Source organism: Bacillus sp. JFL15, from assembly GCF_001184225.1.
Classification (GTDB): domain Bacteria; phylum Bacillota; class Bacilli; order Bacillales; family Bacillaceae; genus Bacillus; species Bacillus siamensis.
In genome coordinates, this window is record NZ_KQ236689.1 from 2,289,471 (window position 1) to 2,314,349 (window position 24,879).

The window sequence follows — 24,879 nt, forward strand, 5'->3', positions numbered from 1 at the left end:
TGGCGTCTGGACTTTTGTCAGTCTTGTTCAGATTTATTCCGTATCCGCTCAATCACCTCATGCAGCCCCTCAGGCTTGTGAAACTCCACCGGCGAACTGCCTTTTTCAAACGAGATCGTCTCCGCCTCAATGAGCGCGACATAGCGCCCGTTTACTTTTGCGAGATGGATGGTTTCGCCGAAATCGGCCAGCAATCCTTTAATCTCTGTTTCTCCGACTTTCATTTTCAGCTCGGCTTCCGGCGTATGTTCAATGATCTGGGCAGATGCCTCGATGACTTGATGGGTGTCGAGGCGTTCCTGAATTTCCCGCTTTTCACTCGCTTCCCAAATTTCAATGTCATGCTCAAACTGCTGAAGCTCTTCGCTGTTTTCTTCAAAGGTTTCATACACGTGCTCCTGCACCATATTCATGACTTGGTTTTTCATGATTTCCGGCATCGATTCGCCGTATTCGACAAATTTGAGAAAGTCCTCAAAATAACGGGCATGCGAGGCTTGGTGGATTTTCAGCTCGTGCTCTTCCGTCATGCCTTCTTCCGGCATATACGGATATTGAATGCTTTTCATGTTTTTTGTCGTGATGGCCATTTCGACCTTTTTAATGAGAGATGAGGCGTCTGAAATCCGGGCGACCTTCGGCTCGAAATCGCATTTCATCATAAAGACGAACTTGTCCTCAAAATATTTACGCGGCACAGCCGATGCCACGATAAAAACACCGCCGCGAACGGCACTCGTGTCCAGATAAGTGCGGACGAACTGCTCGCTTGCTTCGATAAATGCATCCTTCGTATCCGCAAGTCTGGCACGGTTGAAAAGGTTGTAATTCGGATTTGAATCAAGCTCATGACCCGGCTCCGTGATAAAATGGCCGATTTTTGTGGGGACCTGCTCGGATTGCGGATGCCGTTCGGCTTTCCGTTTGACGATTTTCTTCAATTCCCCGTCCAGGAAATCCTTCAGCTCGCTTTCTTCAAATTCTTCCGTATCAAGCGTCTGGAAATGTTTGAACTGTTTGTTTGCCTGTTCGTCTTTTCCTTCCACTTGAATGACATAAAACGATAAAAACTTGATTTCAAAATCCATATATGAACTCACCTTATTTCTGTATTTGACAAGCCTCTCCAGTATAGAAAAAACCGTTAATGATCGTCAATGAGGATTGCACGCCCTGGCGGATAATCAGCGGGTGAAAAGGGCACTGTAGTTGGAAGAAACGCATTCCGTTTAAGAAAGGGTGTTATTCATGAAGGAAACAAGTCCGATTCCGCAGCCGAAGACGTTCGGCCCGCTCGGAAATCTTCCTTTGCTTGATAAAGACAAGCCCACCATGTCGCTTCTCAAACTGGCAAATGAGCAGGGGCCTATTTTTCGGCTGCATACGCCGGCGGGTACGATTATCGTCGTGTCCGGCCATGAACTGGTGAAAGAGGTTTGTGATGAAGAGCGGTTCGATAAAAGCATTGAAGGGGCTTTGGAGAAAGTCCGCGCGTTTGCCGGTGACGGGCTGTTTACAAGCTGGACGCATGAGCCCAACTGGCGAAAGGCGCATAATATTCTGATGCCGACCTTCAGCCAGCGCGCGATGAAAGATTATCATGCGATGATGACGGATATTGCGGTGCAGCTGATTCAAAAATGGGCAAGGCTGAACCCGGATGAGCCCGTTGATGTGCCTGCCGATATGACCCGGCTGACACTCGATACGATCGGGCTGTGCGGCTTTAACTATCGGTTTAACAGCTATTACAGGGAAACGCCTCATCCGTTTATCAACAGCATGGTGCGCGCCCTTGATGAAGCGATGCACCAAATGCAGCGCCTTGATGTTCAGGATAAGCTCATGATCAGGACGAAGCGCCAATTTCATCATGACATTCAGGCAATGTTTTCGTTAGTAGACAGTATTATCGCAGAGCGTAAGTCAGACGGCGGCCGGGATGAAAAGGATCTGCTGGCCAGAATGCTGAATGTGGAAGACCCGGAAACAGGCGAAAAACTAGACGATGAAAATATCCGGTTTCAAATCATCACGTTTTTAATTGCCGGCCATGAAACGACAAGCGGCCTGCTTTCCTTTGCCATCTACTTTCTGCTGAAGCATCCCCGTGTTTTGGAAAAAGCCTATGAGGAAGCCGATCGGGTATTGACCGATCCCGTTCCTTCATATAAACAAGTGCTGGATCTTACTTATATTCGGATGATTTTGCAGGAGTCATTGCGCTTATGGCCGACCGCGCCTGCGTTCAGTCTTTATGCGAAAGAGGATACGGTGATCGGCGGGAAATATCCGATCACGGCAAAAGACAGAATTTCCGTCTTAATTCCTCAGCTTCACCGTGATAAAGAGGCGTGGGGAGACAATGCGGAGGAATTTTATCCGGAGCGGTTTGAACATCCGGATCAAGTGCCCCACCATGCGTACAAGCCGTTCGGAAACGGTCAGAGGGCGTGTATCGGTATGCAGTTCGCCCTGCACGAAGCAACTCTTGTTCTGGGTATGATTCTTCAGCATTTTACCTTTACAGACCACACCGATTATGAGCTCGATATTAAACAAACATTAACGCTCAAGCCCGGCGATTTTCATATTCGGCTGCTCTCCCGGCGGCTGAAAAAGCGGCAGAAGGCGTCAAAAAAGAAAAACAGGAGACAAAAGGCGCTTCCATTATCGGACTTGATAACCGTCCGCTTCTGATTCTGTACGGCTCAGATACGGGAACTGCAGAAGGCGTGGCGCGGGAGCTTGCCGATACTGCCGGGATGCACGGCGTCCGTACTGAAACAGAGCCCTTAAATGACCGGATCGGAAAACTGCCGAAAGAAGGAGCGCTTTTGATCATTACGTCCTCTTATAACGGAAAGCCTCCGAGCAACGCGGGGCAATTCGTGCAATGGCTTGAAGAAGTCAAACCCGGGGAACTGAAAGGCGTCCGATATGCCGTCTTCGGCTGCGGTGACCATAACTGGGCGGCGACATATCAGGCCGTTCCGAGACTGATTGATGAAAAACTCGCCGAAAAAGGGGCGGAACGCTTTTCTGCCCGCGGCGAAGGAGATGTCAGCGGCGATTTTGAAGGACAGCTTGATGAATGGAAAAAAAGGATGTGGGCGGACGCCATGAAAGCGTTCGATCTCAAGCTGAATGAAAATGCCGAAAAAGAGCGAAGTACGCTGGGCCTTCAATTTGTGAGCGGGCTTGGCGGCTCCCCTTTGGCACAGACGTATGAAGCGGTTTACGCCTCCGTTGCGGAAAACAGGGAGCTTCAGGCGCCGGAAAGCGGCCGGAGCACAAGGCATATTGAAATCATTCTGCCGAAAGAGGCTGCTTACAATGAGGGGGATCATCTCGGCGTTCTGCCTGTAAACAGCAAAGAGCAGGTCGGCCGTGTTCTCCGCCGGTATAATCTGAACGGGAACGACCAAGTGCTGCTGACGGCCAGCGGACAGAGCGCGGCTCATCTCCCGCTCGATCGGCCGGTCAGGCTGCACGATCTTCTGAGCAGCTGTGTCGAATTGCAGGAAGCGGCATCAAGGGCGCAAATCCGGGAAATGGCCGCTTATACGGTCTGCCCGCCGCACAAACGGGAATTGGAAGATTTACTCGGAGAGGGCGTCTATCAGGAGCAAATCTTAACATTGCGCGTCTCAATGCTCGATCTCCTTGAAAAATATGAAGCGTGTGAACTGCCGTTTGAGCGATTTCTGGAGCTTTTGCGTCCGCTGAAGCCGCGTTATTATTCGATTTCCAGTTCACCGAGGAAACATCCCGGGCGGGCTTCAATTACCGTCGGCGTCGTTCGCGGCCCCGCCCGGAGCGGTTTGGGGGAGTATCGCGGAGTCGCTTCGAATTATTTGGCGGAACGCAGCCCTGAGGATGGTATCGTGATGTTTGTCCGCACTCCGGAAACAAGGTTCCGGCTGCCCGAAGACCCGGGAAAACCGATTATTATGGTCGGTCCCGGCACAGGAGTCGCCCCCTTCCGCGGATTTCTGCAGGCACGCGCGGCGTTAAAAGGAGAAGGGAAAGAGCTGGGGGAAGCTCATCTGTATTTCGGATGCAGAAACGATTATGATTTTATTTACCGTGATGAGCTTGAAGGTTATGAAAAAGACGGAGTCGTGACGCTTCATACGGCTTTTTCACGCAAAGAAGGCGTGCCGAAAACGTATGTGCAGCACGTCATGACGGAGGATGCCAAAGCTTTAATTTCGATTCTTGACCGGGGAGGGCATCTATACGTATGCGGCGACGGAAGCAAAATGGCGCCTGATGTAGAGGCAGCACTGCAAAAAGCGTATCAGTCGGTTCACGAAACAGATGCACGGCAAGCGCAAGAATGGCTTTTGGATCTCCAAACAAAGGGCATTTACGCAAAAGATGTCTGGGCCGGCATTTAACCGCTTTGATGAAAAGGACTGGATGACTCCAGTCCTTTTTCCTTCAAGAAAATGAATTGCTTTCCAATCCTTTGGTGTGAGATCTTATAACAAGATAAGGATGTCTCACAGTGATGGAAGGATATCAGCGCCAAGAGTCCCATCTACTGTTTAAAATTAAATAGTTGCGTCTATTTCGGGTGAAACACCTTTACAAATTTATGGAATTAGAATATACTCTGTTTCACAAAGTACTTTGTGAAAAGAGGAGCCTGTCTTATGTCAAATCAGAATTTTCGTGAATCAGAGATAGCTGAAAACTTATCTCATATCAAAGTCTTGACGAACTACAAGACTGAGTACTCAAGGCAAACCAGTCCATATTTCATTATTTGGGGCTGCATATGGATTATTGCGTATTCCGTTTCTTTATTTAAGGTACTTTCTGTAGTACTTGCTTGTGTCTGGTTAATACTGGCAGTATTAGGGTGGATACTGACTTTGAAGACATATCTTAAGCAGAAACAATTTGATCCCATGCCCACTTTCTTAAAGAATCAATTAAAATATGCATGGATTGGATTCATATTAGTGGTATGCATTTTTGTTTTTCTGATTTTAATGGGGTTATTGCCGCGAACAGGAGAATTTCTATCGTTTTTGATTGTTTTAATGGTGTCTATTATGTACATATTTTTAGGCATCGTGTTAACAAAAGAGATTTTTGTTATGGGATTTTGGCTGAGCATACTCGGTATGCTTACATTCTGCTTATTTCCTGATGCAATGAATATTGTTTTTGCATTTATTGGCGGAGGCAGCCTATTACTTACAGGAATGATTTTGAAAAGAAAAGGGCAAGGAAATGAGTAATGTTAACAATATCAATGATTTAATACATGCAAAAGTACGATTGGGAATTATGAGTTTACTGATGACTTATGATAAATGTGATTTTACTTTCCTGAAAAAGTCATTAGACATCACAGATGGTAATTTAGGTTCGCATCTGAAAAAGTTAGAGGATGCAGCTTATATAGAACTAACCAAGAAGTTCGTTTCCAAAAAGCCGAAGACTATTGTTCAGATTACGCAAGAAGGGAAAGCAGCCTACAAGGAGTACATTAATACAATTGAATCCATATTTAAAATAAATAACAGTGGGGGAATGGTGTAAATGCTGCAAGTTGAACATATAAGTAAGCGCTATGGCACGACTCTGGCTTTGGACAATGTGGCTTTAACAATTCCGAAAGGAGTCTGCTATGGACTTGTTGGACCGAACGGATCCGGTAAATCTACCTTAATTAAGATCATCTCGCGCATCATCCGGGAATATGACGGTAAGGTTGAATTTGTCGGCAATGAAAATGGCAGACTGGGTTATGTTCCACAGGATATCAGCCTTGAAGAAAAATTAACTGCAAAGACCAATATGGAGTTTTTCGGAAAAGTGCATGGGCTGAATGGCTTAAAACTAAAGCAAACAACAAAAAAACTGTTAGAAGATATCGGGTTGTTAGAAAGGGCAAATGACGTTGTGGAGAACTTTTCTGGAGGAATGAAGCGCCGTTTAAATATCGGGTGTGCATTAATGCACGATCCAGACTTAATTATTCTAGATGAGCCGACGGTAGGCGTGGATCCGCAATCTCGCCGCTACATTTTTAAAATCGTAAATCGACTCAAAAAAGCCGGTAAAACCATTATTTATGTGAGTCATTACATGGAAGAGATTGAAACTCTTTGTGACTATGTAGCTTTTATCGACAGGGGGCAAATTATCGATGAAGGAGAAATAAATGAACTGCTTAAACGACATGAAGAATCATCTATTATGTTTAACTCCTCGTTGTCTCATGAATTAATAAAGAGCCATGGTTTTGAGTTTTCAGTCGTTAATTCAGGGCTGATAATAAAAACCAAAGAACCTTTAGAAACCATGGAGCGCTTAATTAGGATCAGTAAGGAAAACAATATTGTGCCTCATCAGTTGTTTTTATATAAGCCAAAATTAGAAGATGTATTCTTTAAACTTACCGGCACTGATTTGCGTGATGAAGAATAAAGGGGGAATTTATAATGTTACCGCTCGCTCAAATTGAAACGATAAAACAGTTAAAGGATAAGTCTCTGTTTTTTTGGACGATCATATTACCTATTGTGTCCATCATATTGCTGATTGAGCTATTTACGACAGACAGTACAAACAAAACTTTAGTAGCTTCACAATCTGTAACCGGTATGAGCGTATTCTTTTCTACATTCATTATTATCTCCATCGTTATAAGTTTTGTAAAGGATCGGGAAAAAGGAATTGTATCAAGACTAGCAAGCACTCCTTTAAAGCCTTATAACTTCTTCTTAGGAAAAAGTATCCCTTTTTTAGTCATAACTTTTATGCAAATTCTTCTCCTTTCTGTTCTAGGAATATTTCTGTATGGTATTGAAATTAATAATTTTCTGGCGTATCTGTGGGTTGTTGTGTTGATATCTTTACTGGTTACATCCTGGGGAGTTGCTATTTCGGTCTTTGCCAAGACTGAAAATACAGGTTTGGTCATGACTAATGTTATTGCATTAGGTACTGCTGTTGTTTGTGGTTTATGGACCCCTTACGAACAATTACCAAGCTACCTTCAAACCATTGGAATGCTCTTTCCGCAGTACTGGGCGCATCAGGGGTTAATTCAATCGGTCTCGACGATATCGGGAGGAGAAAGTCTAATATGGGTGACATTTGTTGTACTGGGCTATACAATACTAGGATTTATAGTTTCTCTAATTGGATACAGATATTACATTAAAATGGCGAGAAATTAGACCGCTGAAGAATTGGGACATTAAAACGCAGTTGGGACCAAAAGGAGAGTGGGAAATGATTAGTGAAACTCTAAAACTGTATGTCGAGACTCAATTTAAAAAGTACGAAAGAAATTCGTTACTGAGCAGAAAAAAAACGGAGCTTTTAACTAAGATTCATGATAGAAGTATTAGCCTAGAAGCAGAGGGTATGACAAGGCTGGATATTGAGAAGTTGCTTATACGCGAAATAGAATCCAAAAGCTTGGCGGTCGATACCAGTGACCTAAATATAGATAAATCCAATGTATTAAAACTCAAGAAAAAGGTGTTTATAAATAAGAATTTACAAAAAACGGAAGATTTTGAGCCAGTAAATGCCGAGTACTATCTTAGTGACTTTAAAAGTGCACTCCTTCAGAATATCAATGTTGAACACTCTGTCTTCAAAAACTGCTACTTCAAGAAATTCTCATGTAAAGACTCCGCCATCATAGAATCGACATTCAACAAAAGTGATCTTAGCCAGTCGAAATATGACACATGTAAACTTGAACATATTCTTTATACGGGTTGTCACCTGCCAAAAGTCAGTTTTACAGACACCTCCATCCTGCATACCTTCTTTAAGAGCTGTTACCTAAAGAAAGTAACCTTTACGAACTGTAATCTAATTAATATTCGATTTGAATCTTGTGATATTGCAAATGTTGAAATTACAGGAGGTAAAATGGATAAAACAACATACCGTGTACTGCAAGAAGAGGGGACTTCATTACATTCAGTAGAATTAATTTGAATTTCAATGATAAAGAAGCATAGACCAATAAGAATTATCTTATTGGTCTATTTGTCTTAGAGGTTAGAACGTAGATGAACTAGAGATGATTGTGGTACAAGTACAGCGTGCAGCCATTGGCTCGAATAGATGTTGACCTTCTCCGTGTACACTTGCGATAAGAGCGGTTGGCACTTTGATTTGAGTCATAATTTTTACCTCCTCCATATTTATCGACAAAGAATTCATCGATATGCACCATATTGTGATTTATATGGACAATATTGTCAACCTTAATATGGAATTTTTTTGTGACATAGATAATGAATTTATAATGAGCAGAATGGTTTAAGAAGCTTAATTAGTATAAATTTAGTTAAAATTGTAATATAATAATTCTAAATTTTATATTTGATCAGAAAGATAGTATGTGTTTTAATAGGGTTATGGGAATAAATACTATTTTGTTTAAGTGGAACAACCCAACTTGTTAGGAAAAAGGAAATGTTGTTTGAAGTTAAAGCCCAGTCAGATCAGGCGAATTGCATAGGCTGATCGGGATTTTAGGGAGGAGTCTTTAATAGGGAATGTCAAAATTCGGAAGGGGATTGGAGCTTTGTCTGTTGGACAAAAGGGATTCTGCCCAACTGCTCAGAAAAAAGCTTAGATTTACTCAGGGCTTTTTGAACCCTGTAATGATTCTGGTATTACCTCAGCAATCTTCAGAAACTTCTTCAGATAGTATTACAAAATCAATAATTGATTTAATAATATTTTGTGTATTCGCAACTCGCTGTATTATTTTGTCATAGAGAGATGACCAGGCAGCCCCTGGGATCTAGTAGGAAGAAGCAATACGTATTATCTTATTTGTTTTTCTCAGGATACCATCCTTTGTTTATTTTTCAAGAGATTGTAAACTGTATTATTATGGTATTTAACTTCTGATCCTAACTAACTTAATCTTTTATGCTGATTTTTATTTGTTGCCACACTGTCTCAACTGCTATTGTTCAACCCACTTTTTGTTAAGGCATTTGTTTCATGGGGATTATCAAAACTCCAAATTCCATATTAAGGTTTAATTTGATTATGTTTACTTTTATGCTTATCTTTCTGATGACAAATTATGAAGTAAATCGAGTGGGATTATTGATTAGGAGGTATTGGACGTGAAAATTCACTACATGGGAGTCAGGGAACCCCTGAAAAAAATATTGGAGGATAAGGCGGCTGAGCTTCATGATTATCCATTGCAAATTATAGATTTAGGCGGATCAATAAAGTACGAAAGGGATTCTTTCATTAACTCTTTTGATTTGGATGCCGAAACAATCATACTTTCAAACCGGAGATATAATTTGAATGATGAATTAGGTTACGTGGAGACAGAGTTACTACAAAAATATAAAAAAAGTATTTTATACAGAACATCTCCTTTGGATATCGGAATCGAGTTGTATAGAGGATGGGCAGCAGCCACAGGAATACTGCTCACTGCTTTTTCACCGATAGGCGTAAATTGGATTTCCACTCAAGATGTTGCGTCTGCATGCTTAATCCTAAAAAAAGAGGTAAATGTTCGCGCAGGGAAAGCCTTTGACCTAACCGGAGCGGAAGTTATTAGTATGGAAAGACTCAAAGATATATTTGAACAAGATTTAGCGATGCAGATAGATTTACAATGTAAAAATAAAGAAGAAGCGATCAGTATGCTTATGCAAAACAACATGCCATTAGATTTAATAGAATGGTTGGTAGACTATCAGATACAATCTTCCGATGACCGACTAGAACCATCTACTAATATTCTGGAACAGATAATTGGGCATCCGCCAAATGCAGCTCAATTATTTGAACATAAACAAATTAATTAAGGAGGAATATACATGTCTCAACAAACTCAATCCATTCAAACGGCTGTAAGGTTCAAATTAGCTCCCCATATTACTTTGGGAGAATTGGAAGGAAGCCTGTTAAGCTTTAAAGCACAATCCATTACAAAAGTTGATGGAGAAGGAATTGTTGAATTCTTTGAGGCAATTTCAGAATATCTTGTATGTGAAAATGGAGTCTCAATTGAAGAGCTGCACCAAAGGTTCAATCTCGAGAAAGATCAGTTAAGAAACGTCTTCGATTTCCTGGTGACGAATGGATTGTGTATACAATCAACTTCTAATTTTGACATGACTGCTTTTCTGGCATTTGAGAGGGCAGGAGGACAAGTGGAAGTCAACCAGATCTTACATAGATTAAAAACAAGCATAGTGGAAGTAGTAGCAAGTAAGAAAAATAACCTAGCAAGAACCCTTGCTAATAGCTTGCAAGAAACAGGGTTAAAAATAGTTTGGAAAGAAAAACCGGAAAATAGGAAGTCTTCGATACGTATTGCTGTAGCAGCTTCGCATTTGGACCCGCTGCTAGAGCAAGTAAATGATCAGTCATTAGAAGATCATGTCCCTTGGTTATGTGTTATTCCATACGATGGTCAGACAGCTTGGATTGGTCCATTTTTCATCCCGCACAAGTCTGCATGTCTCCATTGTTATAACCTGCGTAAGTCAGCAAACTTTTCAGATGAGGTATTTCGTTCAGAATTGTTGAAGGTCAAGCCAGTCCACGTTGCGAAACAACCGGTATATAATCATCCAGTTAATTTGGTACAGGCAGGAATAGCGAATAATCTTGTCACAGAGTGGATTACACTAAGAGATTATGCACCAAGCGCTGTTCCGGGTGGTTTTTTAACTGTCAATTTGGATGACAGAGGAGTTTCAGTTGATAATCATCGTGTATATAGAGTACCGAGATGCCAAAAGTGTTCTCCTGCCGCTGACACAGGATTTCCTCAAGTATGGTATCACGGTGAGGTGGCCAGATAATTATGGTAAGTAAATGGACTACATTAGAAGATTCATGGAAAGTCCTTGATAGTTTGGCTGATCCATACGTAGGTATAGTGAGAAAAGAGTATCGGAAATTACGCGATGTGGATGACGTTTGGGGACACTCGTACGGTGCTCACGGTACGGACAGTGAAATTTTATTCGGAATCCCTTCTAATTCTTATAATGGAGGCGGATCGGATAATCCAGCTGCGGCAAGACTAGCTGCTATTGGGGAAACAGTGGAAAGATATAGTGCAGCATATCTGCCGTTGGATTCCGATGTTGTATGTTTTGGATCACAAAAGGAATTAGAGAGGGAGAATAAACGGTTAATTGGATATAAAGATTGGGAATTGTACGCTCCAACTCAATTCAATGATCCTATATTCCCTCATGAAGTTTGGAACGAAAATACCAAGTTGTGGTGGAGAAAAGGGACATATGCTAAAACAAATGAGGAAGTATGGACTCCGGGGCAACTAACCCATATCGCCAATCATACGGAATGGCCTGGGGACACTAATATAGGTCATGCTACGAGTAATGGTCTTGCTTGTGGAATTACCTTTGAAGAAGCAGCCATATCTGGTTTGTTTGAAACAGTTGAAAGGGATGCTTTTATGCTTACATGGTATAACAGGCTGAGCTTACCTCAGATTGATGTGAATTCTTCTCCGAGATTAAAACGTTTTTATGAAAGATATATTAAACCTACATCATTGCAACTGCATTTAGTTGATATGTCTGTATTTTCAGGCATTCCTTCTGTGCTGGCAGTTGTCAGAAACCCACATACAGATTTAGCCCCTTTTGCAATTGGAGCTGCCTCCTCTTATTCAATAGAAAGAGCTTGTGAAAAGGCAGCAATTGAAGGAATGTATACAAGAACTTGGGTCAAGACCGAACAACGTTTAGGCAACGCATTAGTGAATGCAGATTTTAATAAGGATATCAACAGCTTTGAGGATCATATCAAGCTTTACGCAGGAACCGATATCGTCAAGGAAGCCGATTTCCTTACAAGTAACAGCACTTTAGTTGATGTTAACCAATTTGAGTCATTCGATGATAGTTCACCTGATGTTCTTTGGAATAATTTAAATGATCACTTGTATGAAAAAGGTTTTAAAGTAGCTACATTTGACTTAACAAGTCCTGATATAAAAGATGCCGGAGCTTATGTGGTAAAGTCCATCATTCCAGGGTTTAAACCTATAGATGTCCTTTACAGAGGCAGAATGTTGGGTGGAGAACGCATATTACGACATTCTTACGATTTAGGGTTAGTACCAGAGCCGTTTACAATCGAAACACTTAATCCAGTACCTCATCCATTCCCATAAATATTAAGGTGAAAGGGGTTGACGAAATGAAAGAGATTGAAAGGCATGCCACTAATTTGGTTGATGTAGTCTATGGCAATGAAAAACTAAGATTTGATGATCCTTCTGAGAACTGGTTTGAAGCTTCGAAAGTTTATCGAAACTCCATGGCGTGGGACGCGCCAGGGGTAGCAGGTCTAATGAGATCTGCAACATTACAGAAGATCGCTACTCATGCAGGTAAAAGGTTTGATGACTTGCCATTAATTACATTACCTTCCCCGTTGAAGACAAATGTTGCACTAGATGAAGTTATTCAAAGTAGGAGAAGTATCGAACAGTTTAACGGTAATGACATAACATTAGCACAGCTTTCTACCATTTTACAGGGTAGTTATGGATTAATTGAGCGTCCTGAGGGTCCTAGACGCCCTATTCCTTCTGGCGGAGCCCTTTATCCGTTGGATCTGTATGTTGTTAGCAATAAGGTGGCTTCTTTGGAGAAAGGTATATATCACTTTGATCCTTATAGAAAGGGTCTCGTTCATCTAGGGAAATATTCTGAAGAGGATTTTGGAAGAATAATGTTACAAGAAGATGCTGTAAAGGACTTTTCTTTCGCTGTAGTCATTTCGGCTAGCTTTTGGAGATCAAGATTTAAATATGGTCATCGTTCGTATCGATTTATATTTATTGAAGCAGGTCATCTGATGCAGAATATGATTTTATTGGCCACTGCCCAAAATATTCACAGCCGTCCATACGGAGGGTTTATAGATAATGAGCTCATGGACCTTATTGGTGGCCATAATGGAGTAGACGATGCTCCTATATATACTTTAGTTGCAGGAACATGATGGAGTTTAGGGCTTGCATCTTTATAGGGATCCTGATTCATTTGATGGGTCCCTATGTTTCAAAGCTAACAGTTATGTATCAAATCAGGCATAGAACTAAGGAAAATAAACTGACTCGTCTTATAACACCGCAGCGCAGTTATGATATTATCACCGTTTTTGGTGGAATTATGTGTTGCAGCATCTTCTTATTAGATGATAACTCTTTTTTAATACACAGCAATAATGCGTACTGTGTTTTATTATTTAGTGTCCTAGGTTTCTTTTTTCCTTATGTTATCTGGAAGGGGAAAAACAAATCTGTTGTATTTGTTAAAAGAAAAGTAAATAAACTTGATACATTGATTTTCCTGCCCTTATGCGCGGTTTCAGAGGAATTAATATGGAGAATTTGTATTCCTTTTCTATTTAAACTACACTTCTTTGATTCTGTATTATTGTGTACGTGTATTAGCTCGATAGGATTTTTACTGCTCCATATTCCCCTTGGTGGTGTAAAGTCAGTCCCCTATATGACTGTATTTACTGTAATAGCTGTAATAGCTGCACAATTTGATTTTTTATCAGCAGCTGCATTCCATATTGTGCATAATTTAACTATCCAGTATTTTCGCCCTGTCAGCAAAAAGAAAATAAATACATCTTCGCCGACAATGTCTCAAACAGAGTGGTAAACTCTTTGGAGGTGTCACAGTTATATGGAAATTGAAACAATTGTCAGAGAGTCAGAAGCCAACAGAATTCAAGCACAAACATGGTTTTCTCACCCTGAGAAAAGTAAAGTGAGCTTTCAGTATGATGAGAGGGAAACCTCATCCATTAGAGGTATTTCAATTGAAACATTTCTGTCGTTTTACTCCAGTAATTTTAATAGAGAGCCGTATTCTGTATTAGATATTGGTTGCGGACAGGGGCAAGTAATTAAATATTTGAACAATCGGTTTCAAGAGATCGAACTGACAGGTATTGATTCCTCTGCCCAAGCAATTTCTTCAGCAAAAAAACTCGGTATTAATGCAGATTTTATATGTTCAAATGCAGAAAATATTATGCAATATGTGTCTAAGAAGTATGACATCATATTCATACATCTATGTTTTGGACTCTTTAAGAATCCTATTGATGTTGTAAATACACTCATCCATCTATTATCAGATCAATCATGTATTTATATTGTAGACTTAGATAGAAGGAGTTTGGGACAGGGCCTTAACACAGCTCAGTCTCGTGAGGAAGAAGCCTATTTAAAAGATCAGTATCGCGCTTCTTTAACATTGGAAGAATTTAAACAGCTGCTGCGTGTTGTGACCAAAGAACAACATGGGGTGTCATTTCATGTGGGTAATTCCTTTATTGGCGGGTTTGATGAGACCAGTTCACAATTTTTTTCGCTAATTAGAAACAAAAATTTGCAAGACGCGTTAAGGTCCGGTGGTGGAGAACAGTTTAAGCAGTCACAAATGCCAGCTCTGCTGCATGGGTGGATTATAAAAAACAAAAGGTATACGTGAAGAAAGCATTTTTGTATAACGTCAGGATCTAGGGAATAATTTGACGGCGCAAGGACTGTAGACATCCAGTCCTTTTTTGCATCGGCGGAAAAAAATATTCAAGTTTTTCAATCCCTTTGCATACAATAACTTCAGCCCGCCTGTCGGGCGGCTGCCTTTGATATTCATTTTTCGTTTTTAAGTAGTTTGTGTTATTCTTATATTTGGTATCTCCTATTTTCAGACCAGGTTTGAAACGGTACCTTTTAATGCCAGAAAAAAATGTGAAACGAAGAACGGATATCCTGCGTCTAATGGCTGGCGGGATAAGATGTTCAATGGGCATGACACGAATGATAAATATATCGTTTATTAAAATGGTGTGTTTATGGGGCTGTGTGATGCTTTCGTTTTGCTCGGAAAGCAGGAATTGAAGCAAAAAGTAAGAATACAGATTTAAAGTGTTTAGGAAAGTAGAGGTTGCCATGAAGAAATTATTTTCTTACAGACTTAGTTTTTTTGTACTGGCTATTATTTTGTTTTGGGCCAAAACGTATTTAGCCTATCATGCTGAATTCAACCTTGGGGTGAAGGGGCCGACGCAGCAGTTTCTGCTAGTGATCAATCCGTTCTCAAGCGCCATTTTCTTTTTAGGACTGGCATTGTTTGCGAAAGGCCGCAAATCAGCGATTATCATGGTGATTATTGATTTCATCATGACGTTTATTTTGTATGCAAATATCCTATTCTATCGATTCTTCGATGATTTCTTGACATTCCCTAACTTAAAGCAATCCGGTAATGTCGGAAATATGGGAGACGGCATCTTCAGCATTATGTCCGGCCATGATATTTTGTACTTTGTTGACATTATTATTTTAATCGCACTTCTGGTGTGGAGACGTGAGCTGAAGGAATTCAAGCTGAAAAAACGGTATACGTCATTAATTATCGTGACGGGTATTGTTTTGTTCTTTGTTAACTTGGCGATTGCCGAAGAGGACCGCCCGGAGCTGCTGACAAGAACGTTTGACCGCAATTACATTGTAAAATACTTAGGTCTTTATAATTACACGATTTATGACGGCGTGCAGACGGCGCAGACGGAAACGCAGCGGGCATATGCAAGCAGCGATGACCTGACGAGCGTTGAGAACTACACATCGTCGCATTATGCGAAGCCGAACGCCGAGTATTTCGGCAAGGCCAAAGGCAAAAATATCATTAAGATTCACTTGGAAAGTTTCCAATCGTTTTTAATCAACTACAAACTTGACGGAAAAGAAGTCACGCCGTTCCTGAATAAACTCGCCCGCGGCGGTGAGGACATGACGTACTTTGATAACTTTTTCCACCAAACAGGCCAAGGTAAAACATCTGACGCCGAGCTGATGATGGATAACAGCCTGTTCGGACTGCCTGAAGGGTCAGCCTTTGTGACAAAAGGGGAAAATACGTATCAATCGCTTCCTGCCATCCTTGACCAAAGTGAAGGCTATACAAGCGCCGTTTTACACGGTGACTACAAATCATTCTGGAACCGTGATCAGATTTACAAACATATCGGCTATGACAAATTCTTTGACGCCAGCACATACGATATGTCTGATGACAACCTTGTCAATATGGGACTGAAGGATAAACCGTTCTTCAAAGAATCCATTCCGAAGCTTAAATCGCTGAAACAGCCGTTCTATGCGCATTTGCTCACGCTGACGAACCATTATCCGTTTACGCTTGATGAAAAAGACGCAACGATCGAAAAAGCGAAAACGGGCGATGCGACTGTAGATGACTATTTCCAGACGGCGCGTTATCTCGACGAAGCGCTTGAACAGTTCTTTAAAGATCTGAAGTCATCCGGTTTATATGACAACTCGGTGATTATGATTTACGGAGACCACTACGGAATCTCTGAAAACCATAACCGCGCGATGAAAGAAATTCTCGGCAAAGAAATTACGCCTTATCAAAACGCGCAGAACCAGCGTGTGCCGCTTATGCTTCACATCCCTGGCAAAAAAGGCGGAGTGAACCATACATTCGGCGGTGAAATGGACGTTGTGCCGACGATCCTTCACCTGGAAGGCATCGATTCTAAGAAATATATTAATTTCGGTACCGATCTCTTCTCGAAAGACCATGATGATACGGTGACGTTCCGTAACGGAGACTACGTCACGCCGAAATATACTTCTATCTCCAATGTCGTATACGATACGAAGACAGGAAAAGAACTGAAAGGCAATCAGGAAACGAAAAATCTGAAAGCCAGAGTCACAGAGCAGCTGAAGCTGTCTGACAGCGTGATGTACAAAGACCTGCTCAGATTCCACAAATTGAGCGACTTTACGCCGGTTGATCCGTCTAAATATCATTACGGCAAAGAAAAGCTTAATGAGGATAATAAATAATAGAAAGAGCCTTACGGATGGTTGTCCGTGAGGCTCTTTTTTTGTGTGTATCTTCACCAATCTGAAAAAAGAGAGAGCTTTCGGTCACAAAGGGCGCCAATCTCTCATATCTTAGAGTAGATTTTGAAACCGGTGATAGAGAATCGGACAAATTATCCGGTTGGTTTCTCTTGTACGGGCGGTTTCGAATCCAATATTCACAGAGAAGAGGGGTAGAGATGAAAGCAGTCATTCTCTGCGGCGGAAAAGGAACGAGAATGAGCGAAATCACCAATGAACGTCCCAAACCGCTCGCCATGATAGGCGGAAAACCGATTCTATGGCATATTATGAAACTCTATCAATACTATGGCGTGAACGAATTTATCCTGCTTCTTGGTTTCAAAGGAGAGATGATTAAGGAATATTTCTTAGATTATGACTGGAAGAATCACAGTATGACGCTTGACAGCTCTACCGGAGAAGTGCGGATATTGGGAAAATCCGAGCCGTGGAAAATCACTTTTTTAGACACGGGGGAATACACGCAGACAGCGGGGCGGCTTTTACAGGCAAAGGACATCATCGGTGATGAAACCTTTCTCATGACATACGGAGACGGACTGGCCAACATCAACCTGTTTCACCTGATCAGCTATCATCAATCAAAAGGGGCTGCGGCAACCGTCACCGGTATTGAAAAGACCTCGCAATTCGGGACGCTGACGGTCGAAGACGGCATGGCGAAAAGCTTTTCTGAAAAAACCTCGAGTGACGGCATCATCAACGGCGGATTCTTCGTGCTCAGCCCGAAGGTATTTGATTATCTGCCGAAAGACAGCGATGTCATGTTTGAAGAAGAACCGCTGAAGGAGCTGGCGAAGGACGGCGAATTGGCGGTATATCGGCATTACGGTTTCTGGACGGCGATCGATACGTATAAAAACCTGCTGGAAATCAACAAGATGTGGGACCGGGGACAACATGTATGGAAGGTATGGTGATCAAGTTTGAGTTTCTGGAAAAATAAAAATGTGTTTGTGACGGGATGTACAGGTCTTTTAGGAAGCTGCTTGGTAAAGGAACTGATCGATCAGGGGGCCAATGTGACAGGACTTGTCCGTGACACTGTGCCCAAATCTAATCTGTATCAGGGAGAACAAGTGAAGCAAATGAATATCGTGCAGGGCGCTCTTGAAGATCTGGATGTGATTGAGCGGGCGCTGGGCGAATATGAAATCGACACGGTCTTTCATTTAGCAGCACAGGCGATCGTCGGCGTCGCAAACCGCAATCCGATTTCCACATTTGAAGCCAATATTCTCGGCACATGGAACATCCTTGAAGCGTGCCGCCGGCATCCGCTCATCAAGCGGGTGATCGTCGCCTCCAGTGATAAAGCGTACGGCGACCAGCCGGCACTGCCGTATGATGAAAACATGCCTCTTCAGGGCAAACATCCGTATGATGTGTCAAAAAGCTGTGCCGATCTGATAAGCCACACATATTTTAATACGTACGGCCTTCCGGTTTGTATTACGCGCTGCGGCAACTTGTACGGCGGCGGGGATTTGAATTTCAACCGGATTATCCCGCAGACGATTCAGCTCGTGCTGAACGGTGAAGCGCCGGAAATCCGCAGCGACGGCACATTTATCCGTGATTATTTTTACATTGAGGATGCGGTCGAGGCGTACCTTTTGCTGGCGGAAAAGATGGAGGAGCTCAATCTTGCGGGAGAAGCGTTCAACTTCAGCAATGAGATTCAGCTGACGGTGCTGGAACTTGTAGAAAAAATTCTTAAGGCCATGGACAGTGACTTGAAGCCGAAAGTGCTCAACCAGGGGAGCCACGAAATCAAGCATCAATATTTGTCGGCGGAAAAGGCGAGAAAGCTTCTGAACTGGACACCCGCGCATACCATTGATGAAGGGTTGGAAAAAACGATCGAATGGTATAAAGCCTTTTTTCAAAAGTAACAGAAACAGAGGTGATAAAGACGTGACAAGCGCATATTGCACAGTTTTATCAAAAGGAAGGCTGTATCAGGCCATCGCTTTATTCGGCTCATTGAAAGAGGTTCAGGCGGACGCCCCCATTTTTACTTTGTGTATGGATCAAGACACCTATGACGTGCTTCAGGCAATGCAGCCGGATAATGTCACCCTGATTCCGGTGTCTGCACTGGAAAATGAGGAGCTCCTTGAATTGAAGCGGACGAGAGACCAGAGCGAATACTGCTGGACGGTGAAGCCGGTATTTCTCGAATTCGTGCTGGACGGACATCCGGACTTAGAGCGTGTCACGTACATTGATGCCGATTTGTTTTTTTTCGCTGATCCGCGCCCGATTTTTGAAAATCAGCCGGATTGTTCGGTGCTTCTGTCACGGGGCGATATCGTCATCCCCTCATTTAAAAAAAAGGAAATTGACATGCTGCAGCGCCTTTTAGGCCGGTATAATTCCGGTTTTCTCAGCTTCAAAAACGACCGAGCCGGCACAGATTGTCTCAGATGGTGGAAAGAACGCTGCCTTGAAGAATGCAAAAATGCGCCGGGGGAAGGAAAATTCGGAGATCAGGGCTACTTGGATTACATGTCTGATCTATTCCCTAATGTGTGTGACATTACAACGCCCGGTGTGAATATCGGCCATTGGAATTACGGCCGGCACACATTTTCATGGAAGGACGGGCGTCTTGTGCTCGAAGACGGGAGTCCGCTGATTTTCTATCATTTCAGCGGATACCGGATCATCACAGCCGGCGACATTCGGCAGATTCACGAGAAGACCCGAACCGACCTGCCGTTTGTCCATCAGCTTTACAAAGACATTCTGAAGCAGGTGATCGGGACGGTCAGCGTCGTCTGCCCGGAGTTCAGCGGCTTTGCATCTGAGAATGATAACAAATAAATGATTATATACAGGAAGTGAACAAAAGTGAAGGCAAGCGTCATAGTTCCCGCATATAATTCCAGAGAGCGGCTTTATAACAGCCTGCTGTCCCTGAATGAACAGGAATGCACAGAGCCGTTCGAAGTGATTGTGGCTGACAATGGTTCAGAAGACGGAACCTTATCCATGCTCGAATCATTCAGCGCGAATTTTCCGCTGATTTTTGTGAGAATTAAAGAAAACAGAGGGATCGCTTACGGCCGGAATCAGGCGGTCCGCAATGCCAGAGGCGATATTTTGATTTTCCATGACAGTGACATGCTTGCCGAAAAGGATTTGGTGGCGAAGCATATCAAGGCTCATGAGAATCGGGACGATCTTGTCGTATGTGGTATGTTCTGGAAGCGGCTGTACAGCTTTTATTATGACCGTTTTGAAAAAGAGCACAAGGAAAAGCTCGCCGAACTGTATGAAGAGCTGCCGGGCGATAAAGAGCCGCTTCTTGATGAAAGTGCCATCAGAGACGGAAGCTTTCTCGCCCAATGCTTTGACTTAGATACCGATTTTATACGTGTGCTGAAAAGCATTTTGGAAAAATACGGAGACGACTTGAAAGGCTACCGTCTGCCGTGGCGATTTTTCATTACGAACAATTCATCAGTCAAACGGCAGCACGTGGCAGATCTCGGTCTGTTTGATGAGGGCATTGTCAGATACGGTTTTGAAGATTATGATCTCGGCATCAGGCTTCACCAGTCGGGCTTGTCGTTTCAGCTGCGGCGCGATATCATGAGCGTCCATCAGGAGCATCCGAGCAACTGTGCTTCCGTTGATGACATCAGGGCGAATATCGCGTACATGTGCGACAAGTACAATGACATCCATTCGCTTGACGTGCACCTCGCGTTTAACGGCCCGTTTGACGCGGAGTTAACCAACAGCATTATGGCAGACATCGAAGTGCTGCTTGATTATGAGAAATATGAAAGCCTGCTGTACATCTTTCTTGAGCTGATGCACGCGGTTAAAGACCGCAACCTCGACCCGGACTGGAGGACGAAAAGCCCGCGTATCACGGCGAACAGCTTTCATCTGCCGGAGGCCCAAAAGCTTTTGTCAAAAGCGGAAAAAAAGCTGGGCGTTACGCACTTTGCAAGAGCGTTCAAAGCGCTGTTTGCTGATTTACTGCATGTGGATCTAAAATAAATTGGATGTGATATGGTGAGTAAATATCATTTTTCAACCATTGTTTCAAGAACGCATATCTTTAAACTGATGCCGATGATTCATTCTCTCCATGAGCATTGCCGTGATTTTCATCTGTATGTGCTGTGTGTCGACAAGAAGGCGTATGAACTGCTTCAGCAGGTGCCGTGGGAGCATGTCACGGCGGTTCAGCTCCATGAAATGGAAGATCCGGAGCTGCTTGAAGCAAAGGGCGGGCGGACGTTTCATGAATATTGCTGGACGCTGAAGCCGGCATTTCTGTTTCATGTGATGACGGAGTATGATGAAGCCGAATATTTTGCCCATTTGGACACCGATCTCTTTTTCTTCTCAGATGCGGGCGAGCTGTTTGCGGAAAAGCCGGATGCTTCTCTTTTCCTGACGGATCACCGCAATTCAGAACGGTTTGCGTCTTATTACAAGCTGACCGGGCAGTACAACACCGGGTTTGTCGGCGCGCGGAATACCGAGGAGGCGTATCGGGCGGTCTGGCAGTGGAGACAGGATTGCATCTCCTATTGTACGGTGGAGATGAATGAAGAAAAAAAGACATACGGTGACCAAAGGTATGTTGAAAAGTGGCCCGCGCAGTTTGAGCACGTCCATGTCACGGAGTCGATCGGCGCGAATGCCGCGCTGTGGAATATTGAGCAATACGAAGTCAGCCTGCGTGACGGGGCTGTATATGTCAATGACACCCCGCTGATTTTTTATCATTTTTCAGGCTTTACGCTCGTCACGGAGAACGAATTCAATCTGTGCTGGTACTATCACATTGATGACAAGGCGACAGTCAATATAATTTACGTGCCGTACATCAAAAACGTAAAAAAATGGATTGATGAAATTCAAAAGGCGTTTCCCGATTTCAGAGACGGGTTTATTCCGAGATATGCGGTTCCTGACACTCATTTTTATACGGTTGAAACATAAAATCCCTGCCGAAAAGGCAGGGATTTTTTTATGAATGCCATTCTTTCAATGTTTTGTCGCTCGGCAGGACAAACGCGAGCAGTCCTAAAACGGGCAGAAAGGCGACGGCTGTCATGGTCGGCGTCAATCCCGCGGAATCAATGAGGGCGCCGAGCGCAACGGCTCCGATCGCTCCCATTCCAAAGGCGAGCCCGACCGTAAGCCCTGACATCGTGCCGATTTTACCCGGAACGAGCTCCTGCGCGTAGACAACGGTCACAGAAAAGCTGGACATCAGGACAACGCCGATCAGCGCCAGTACGCCATAGGCGATGACAGGCCCCGCAAACGGAAGGAAAATCGTCAAGGGAGCAGATGCCATCATTGATACGATAATGACGTTCCGCTTTCCGAAACGGTCTGCCAGCGGCCCGCCGAGAAACGTTCCGACAGCCCCGAAGAATAAAAAGACGAAGATGTAGCTCTGTGCCTGCTGAATGCTGACATGATAGGCATTCATCGCATAGAACGTATAAAAGTTGCCGATCGCGCTCACATACCAGGAACGCGCGAAAATCAGGAAGATAATCATGATAAGGGCAAGAATAATCGGCTTTGTAATCACGGTCTCCACAGCGGCAGCCGGTGATTTTTTACTTGCGGCGCGCAAATGAATCAGGCGGCCTTTATACCATTTGGCGATATAAATGAGAAACAGCACAGCGATTGCGGCGACAAGTGTAAACCAGACAGAGCCGAATTGACCGAGCGGAACGAGAATCAGCGCGGTAATCAGGGGCGCCATCGCCTGGCCGGTATTTCCGCCGACTTGGTAAATCGATTGCGCCAAGCCGCGCTTTTCGCCGGCGGCCATGTAAGCGACACGCGACCCTTCAGGATGAAAGACGGCAGAGCCAAGGCCGATAAAAAATACACAGCATAAAATCGTCAGAAAAGACGGGGCGAACGCGAGCCCTAAAATGCCGAGCATGCTTGCGGTGAGTCCGAGCGGCAGGGCATACGGCATCGGGCGTTTATCCGTATACCAGCCGATGACGGGCTGCATCACGGACGACACCATATTCAGCGTAAAGGCGATCATTCCGAGCTGTGTAAAGGTAAGACTCATGGAACGTTCCAAAATAGGAAACATCGCCGGAATCACCGCTTGCAGTGAATCGTTCAGCAAATGACAAATCCCGATAATCAATAAAATGGAATACATGGTTGTATCGGGACGATGGACAGGTTTTTCTTTCATCGGTGCGGCAATTGCCAAAGTGATTCTCCTCCTTTTATGTAAGCAAAGCATACACCATATTATTCATAAGGTGAATGAATGATCAAGAGCAAAAAAGGCTCTTCTTTCTCAAATCGAAAAAAGAGCCTCCCTTTTTATTTGTTTAATAAACTGTGTTTTCGCGAATAAACCATATAAACGACGATCCCGGCGGCGATCCAGATGACAAAGGAAAGCCATGTCACGCCGGGCAGGCTGCTTGCGAGATAGAGGCATAAGCATGCGCTGATGATCGGCACAAAAGGAACGAAAGGAACACGGAAGGAAGATTTGATCTCCGGATGTTTCTTTCTTAAAACGATGACGGCGATCGCGATGACCGTAAAGGCCGCCAAGGTTCCCATGTTGACGAGATGCGCCAAGGTTCCCAGATCAATCAAACCGGCGATCCCGGCGGCAACGATCCCCGTCACCCAGGTGTTTTGAAACGGTGTTTTAAAACGCGGGTGCACCTTGGAAAATACACGGGGCAAAAGACCGTCTCTGCTCATCGCAAATGTGAGACGCACCTGAGCGTACAGCAGAGCAAGCATGACTGTTGTAATCCCGATAATCGCGCCGACGGAAATAATGCCCGCTATTTTGTTCTGGCCGACAAATTGGAGCGCGAATGATACCGGATCTCCGACATTTAATTTAGTGTACGAAAGCATTCCCGTCAGAACGAGCGACACGGTAATGTAAAGGATGGTGCAGATGGCGAGCGCGCCGATAATCCCGATCGGCATTGATTTCTGCGGGTTCTTCACTTCTTCCGATGCGTTTGACACGGCATCAAATCCGAGATACGCGAAGAAAACGGTCGCGGCGCTCGTGATGACGCCTTTCATTCCGAACGGCATAAACGGCGACCAGTTTTCCGGTTTCACGTAGCCGAATCCGACGACGATAAACAGCAAAATGATCGCAATTTTCATCAAAACAATGACATTATTAAAGCGGGTGCTTTCTTTCACGCCTCTTGAAACAATCGCGGTAATCACCAAAATAATAATAACGGCTGGCAGATTGAGCACGGCGCCCGCTTTGCTTCCGGGTGCGGCGGTCAGCGCCTCCGGAAGATGCAGCCCGAAGCCCGCAAGAAGCGACTGGAAATACGATGACCAGCCGGTTGCGACGGCGGAGAGCGCAATGACATATTCAAGCATTAAGTCCCATCCGATTAAAAACGCGAGACATTCTCCGAGAGTGACATAGGAATACGTATATACGCTGCCTGAAATCGGAATGGATGAAGAAAATTCCGCATAACAAAACGCTGCGAGCGCGCAGGCAAGGCCCGCGAGCACAAACGACAGAATCAAAGCAGGTCCTGCCCCTGTTGCGGCCACGGTCCCGGTAATCACAAAAATCCCCGTGCCGACAACACAGCCGATTCCGAGTAAAACCAAGTCAAAAGCGCTTAACGAGCGGGCCAGACCGGCCTGTTTGCTTTGGACCTTTAAGTCGGCGAGAGGCTTTTTCCGAAATAATAAAGACATATGAGTCCTCCTGAAAATTCATAATATTCATATCATTATATACACTGACGTTTGTATTATATTGTCGAAATTTCGCACAGTCAATTAAAGAATTTTCCACTTTAAAAGGAAAAAGCTCAAAAGCGTCGATGTGCGGAAGGAACAGTAATTTT

General features: G+C 43.7%; 21 protein-coding genes and 1 pseudogene. 18 read left to right on the forward strand and 4 right to left on the reverse strand.

The window, feature by feature from the left end; genetic code table 11:
• Window positions 1–17: 17 nt before the first annotated feature.
• On the reverse strand, window positions 18–1,088 hold the full coding sequence (locus AD710_RS11465; RefSeq protein ID WP_049628057.1) for a DUF3900 domain-containing protein: 1,071 nt from the start codon (window positions 1,086–1,088) through the stop codon (window positions 18–20).
• Window positions 1,089–1,248: 160 nt separating this feature from the next.
• On the opposite strand from AD710_RS11465, the pseudogene AD710_RS11470 reads away from it, so the two are divergent.
• The 6 genes and pseudogenes from AD710_RS11470 (at window position 1,249) to AD710_RS11495 (ending at window position 7,983) form a co-directional block, all read left to right on the forward strand.
• Window positions 1,249–4,403, forward strand: a pseudogene (locus tag AD710_RS11470) (bifunctional cytochrome P450/NADPH--P450 reductase).
• A gap of 258 nt (window positions 4,404–4,661) precedes the next feature.
• Complete coding sequence (locus tag AD710_RS11475) at window positions 4,662–5,255, forward strand: hypothetical protein (protein WP_049628058.1); 594 nt, start codon at window positions 4,662–4,664, stop codon at window positions 5,253–5,255.
• Complete coding sequence (locus AD710_RS11480) at window positions 5,248–5,559, forward strand: winged helix-turn-helix domain-containing protein (RefSeq protein ID WP_049628059.1); 312 nt, start codon at window positions 5,248–5,250, stop codon at window positions 5,557–5,559. The genes AD710_RS11475 and AD710_RS11480 overlap by 8 nt, the downstream gene beginning before the upstream one ends.
• Window positions 5,560–6,450 carry an ABC transporter ATP-binding protein gene (locus tag AD710_RS11485; protein WP_049628060.1) on the forward strand — a complete coding sequence of 297 codons (891 nt, stop codon included), beginning with the start codon at window positions 5,560–5,562 and terminating at the stop codon, window positions 6,448–6,450. It begins immediately after the preceding gene.
• 14 nt (window positions 6,451–6,464) lie between these two features.
• On the forward strand, window positions 6,465–7,205 hold the full coding sequence (locus AD710_RS11490; protein WP_049628061.1) for an ABC transporter permease: 741 nt from the start codon (window positions 6,465–6,467) through the stop codon (window positions 7,203–7,205).
• Window positions 7,168–7,983 carry a pentapeptide repeat-containing protein gene (locus tag AD710_RS11495; protein ID WP_231595051.1) on the forward strand — a complete coding sequence of 272 codons (816 nt, stop codon included), beginning with the start codon at window positions 7,168–7,170 and terminating at the stop codon, window positions 7,981–7,983. The genes AD710_RS11490 and AD710_RS11495 overlap by 38 nt, the downstream gene beginning before the upstream one ends.
• Window positions 7,984–8,046: 63 nt before the next feature.
• Here AD710_RS11495 and pznA read toward each other — a convergent pair whose 3' ends face one another.
• Entirely contained in the window at window positions 8,047–8,172 is a 126-nt protein-coding gene (gene pznA, locus AD710_RS19165; protein WP_157662605.1) for a TOMM peptide plantazolicin, read from the reverse strand.
• 962 nt (window positions 8,173–9,134) lie between these two features.
• On the opposite strand from pznA, the gene AD710_RS11500 reads away from it, so the two are divergent.
• The 12 genes from AD710_RS11500 (at window position 9,135) to AD710_RS11560 (ending at window position 21,967) form a co-directional block, all read left to right on the forward strand.
• On the forward strand, window positions 9,135–9,839 hold the full coding sequence (locus tag AD710_RS11500; protein ID WP_049628063.1) for a Rossmann-fold NAD(P)-binding domain-containing protein: 705 nt from the start codon (window positions 9,135–9,137) through the stop codon (window positions 9,837–9,839).
• A 12-nt stretch (window positions 9,840–9,851) separates the two neighbouring features.
• A complete protein-coding gene (locus AD710_RS11505; RefSeq protein ID WP_049628064.1) occupies window positions 9,852–10,844 on the forward strand; it encodes a TOMM precursor leader peptide-binding protein in 993 nt (330 codons plus the stop codon).
• A 2-nt stretch (window positions 10,845–10,846) separates the two neighbouring features.
• Window positions 10,847–12,193 carry a YcaO-like family protein gene (locus AD710_RS11510; protein WP_049628065.1) on the forward strand — a complete coding sequence of 449 codons (1,347 nt, stop codon included), beginning with the start codon at window positions 10,847–10,849 and terminating at the stop codon, window positions 12,191–12,193.
• Window positions 12,194–12,219: 26 nt separating this feature from the next.
• A complete protein-coding gene (locus AD710_RS11515; RefSeq protein WP_049628066.1) occupies window positions 12,220–13,029 on the forward strand; it encodes a SagB/ThcOx family dehydrogenase in 810 nt (269 codons plus the stop codon).
• Window positions 13,029–13,703: a CPBP family glutamic-type intramembrane protease gene (locus AD710_RS11520; protein WP_231595052.1), complete on the forward strand. Its 675-nt coding sequence runs from the start codon at window positions 13,029–13,031 to the stop codon at window positions 13,701–13,703. The genes AD710_RS11515 and AD710_RS11520 overlap by 1 nt, the downstream gene beginning before the upstream one ends.
• A 24-nt stretch (window positions 13,704–13,727) precedes the next feature.
• Complete coding sequence (locus tag AD710_RS11525) at window positions 13,728–14,540, forward strand: class I SAM-dependent methyltransferase (RefSeq protein ID WP_049628068.1); 813 nt, start codon at window positions 13,728–13,730, stop codon at window positions 14,538–14,540.
• 464 nt (window positions 14,541–15,004) lie between these two features.
• Window positions 15,005–16,933, forward strand: a complete 1,929-nt coding sequence (locus tag AD710_RS11535) for a lipoteichoic acid synthase (RefSeq protein WP_016936959.1) — start codon at window positions 15,005–15,007, stop codon at window positions 16,931–16,933.
• A 218-nt stretch (window positions 16,934–17,151) separates the two neighbouring features.
• Window positions 17,152–17,916 (forward strand): glucose-1-phosphate cytidylyltransferase, encoded by a 765-nt coding sequence (gene rfbF / locus AD710_RS11540; protein WP_049628069.1) that lies wholly within the window; start codon window positions 17,152–17,154, stop codon window positions 17,914–17,916.
• A gap of 6 nt (window positions 17,917–17,922) precedes the next feature.
• A complete protein-coding gene (locus AD710_RS11545; protein ID WP_045927122.1) occupies window positions 17,923–18,891 on the forward strand; it encodes a GDP-mannose 4,6-dehydratase in 969 nt (322 codons plus the stop codon).
• Window positions 18,892–18,913: 22 nt separating this feature from the next.
• The gene (locus AD710_RS11550; protein ID WP_049628070.1) at window positions 18,914–19,825 is read left to right on the forward strand and encodes a putative nucleotide-diphospho-sugar transferase; all 912 of its coding nucleotides are present in this window, start codon (window positions 18,914–18,916) and stop codon (window positions 19,823–19,825) included.
• 27 nt (window positions 19,826–19,852) lie between these two features.
• Entirely contained in the window at window positions 19,853–21,013 is a 1,161-nt protein-coding gene (locus AD710_RS11555; RefSeq protein WP_049628071.1) for a glycosyltransferase family 2 protein, read from the forward strand.
• Window positions 21,014–21,028: 15 nt separating this feature from the next.
• On the forward strand, window positions 21,029–21,967 hold the full coding sequence (locus tag AD710_RS11560) for a putative nucleotide-diphospho-sugar transferase (protein ID WP_049628072.1): 939 nt from the start codon (window positions 21,029–21,031) through the stop codon (window positions 21,965–21,967).
• Between the two features lie 28 nt (window positions 21,968–21,995).
• Here the strand turns inward: AD710_RS11560 and AD710_RS11565 are convergent, their stop codons facing one another.
• Window positions 21,996–23,225 carry an MFS transporter gene (locus AD710_RS11565; RefSeq protein ID WP_016936965.1) on the reverse strand — a complete coding sequence of 410 codons (1,230 nt, stop codon included), beginning with the start codon at window positions 23,223–23,225 and terminating at the stop codon, window positions 21,996–21,998.
• Between the two features lie 116 nt (window positions 23,226–23,341).
• On the reverse strand, window positions 23,342–24,727 hold the full coding sequence (locus AD710_RS11570) for a branched-chain amino acid transporter BcaP (protein WP_045927118.1): 1,386 nt from the start codon (window positions 24,725–24,727) through the stop codon (window positions 23,342–23,344).
• Window positions 24,728–24,879 lie beyond the last annotated feature (152 nt).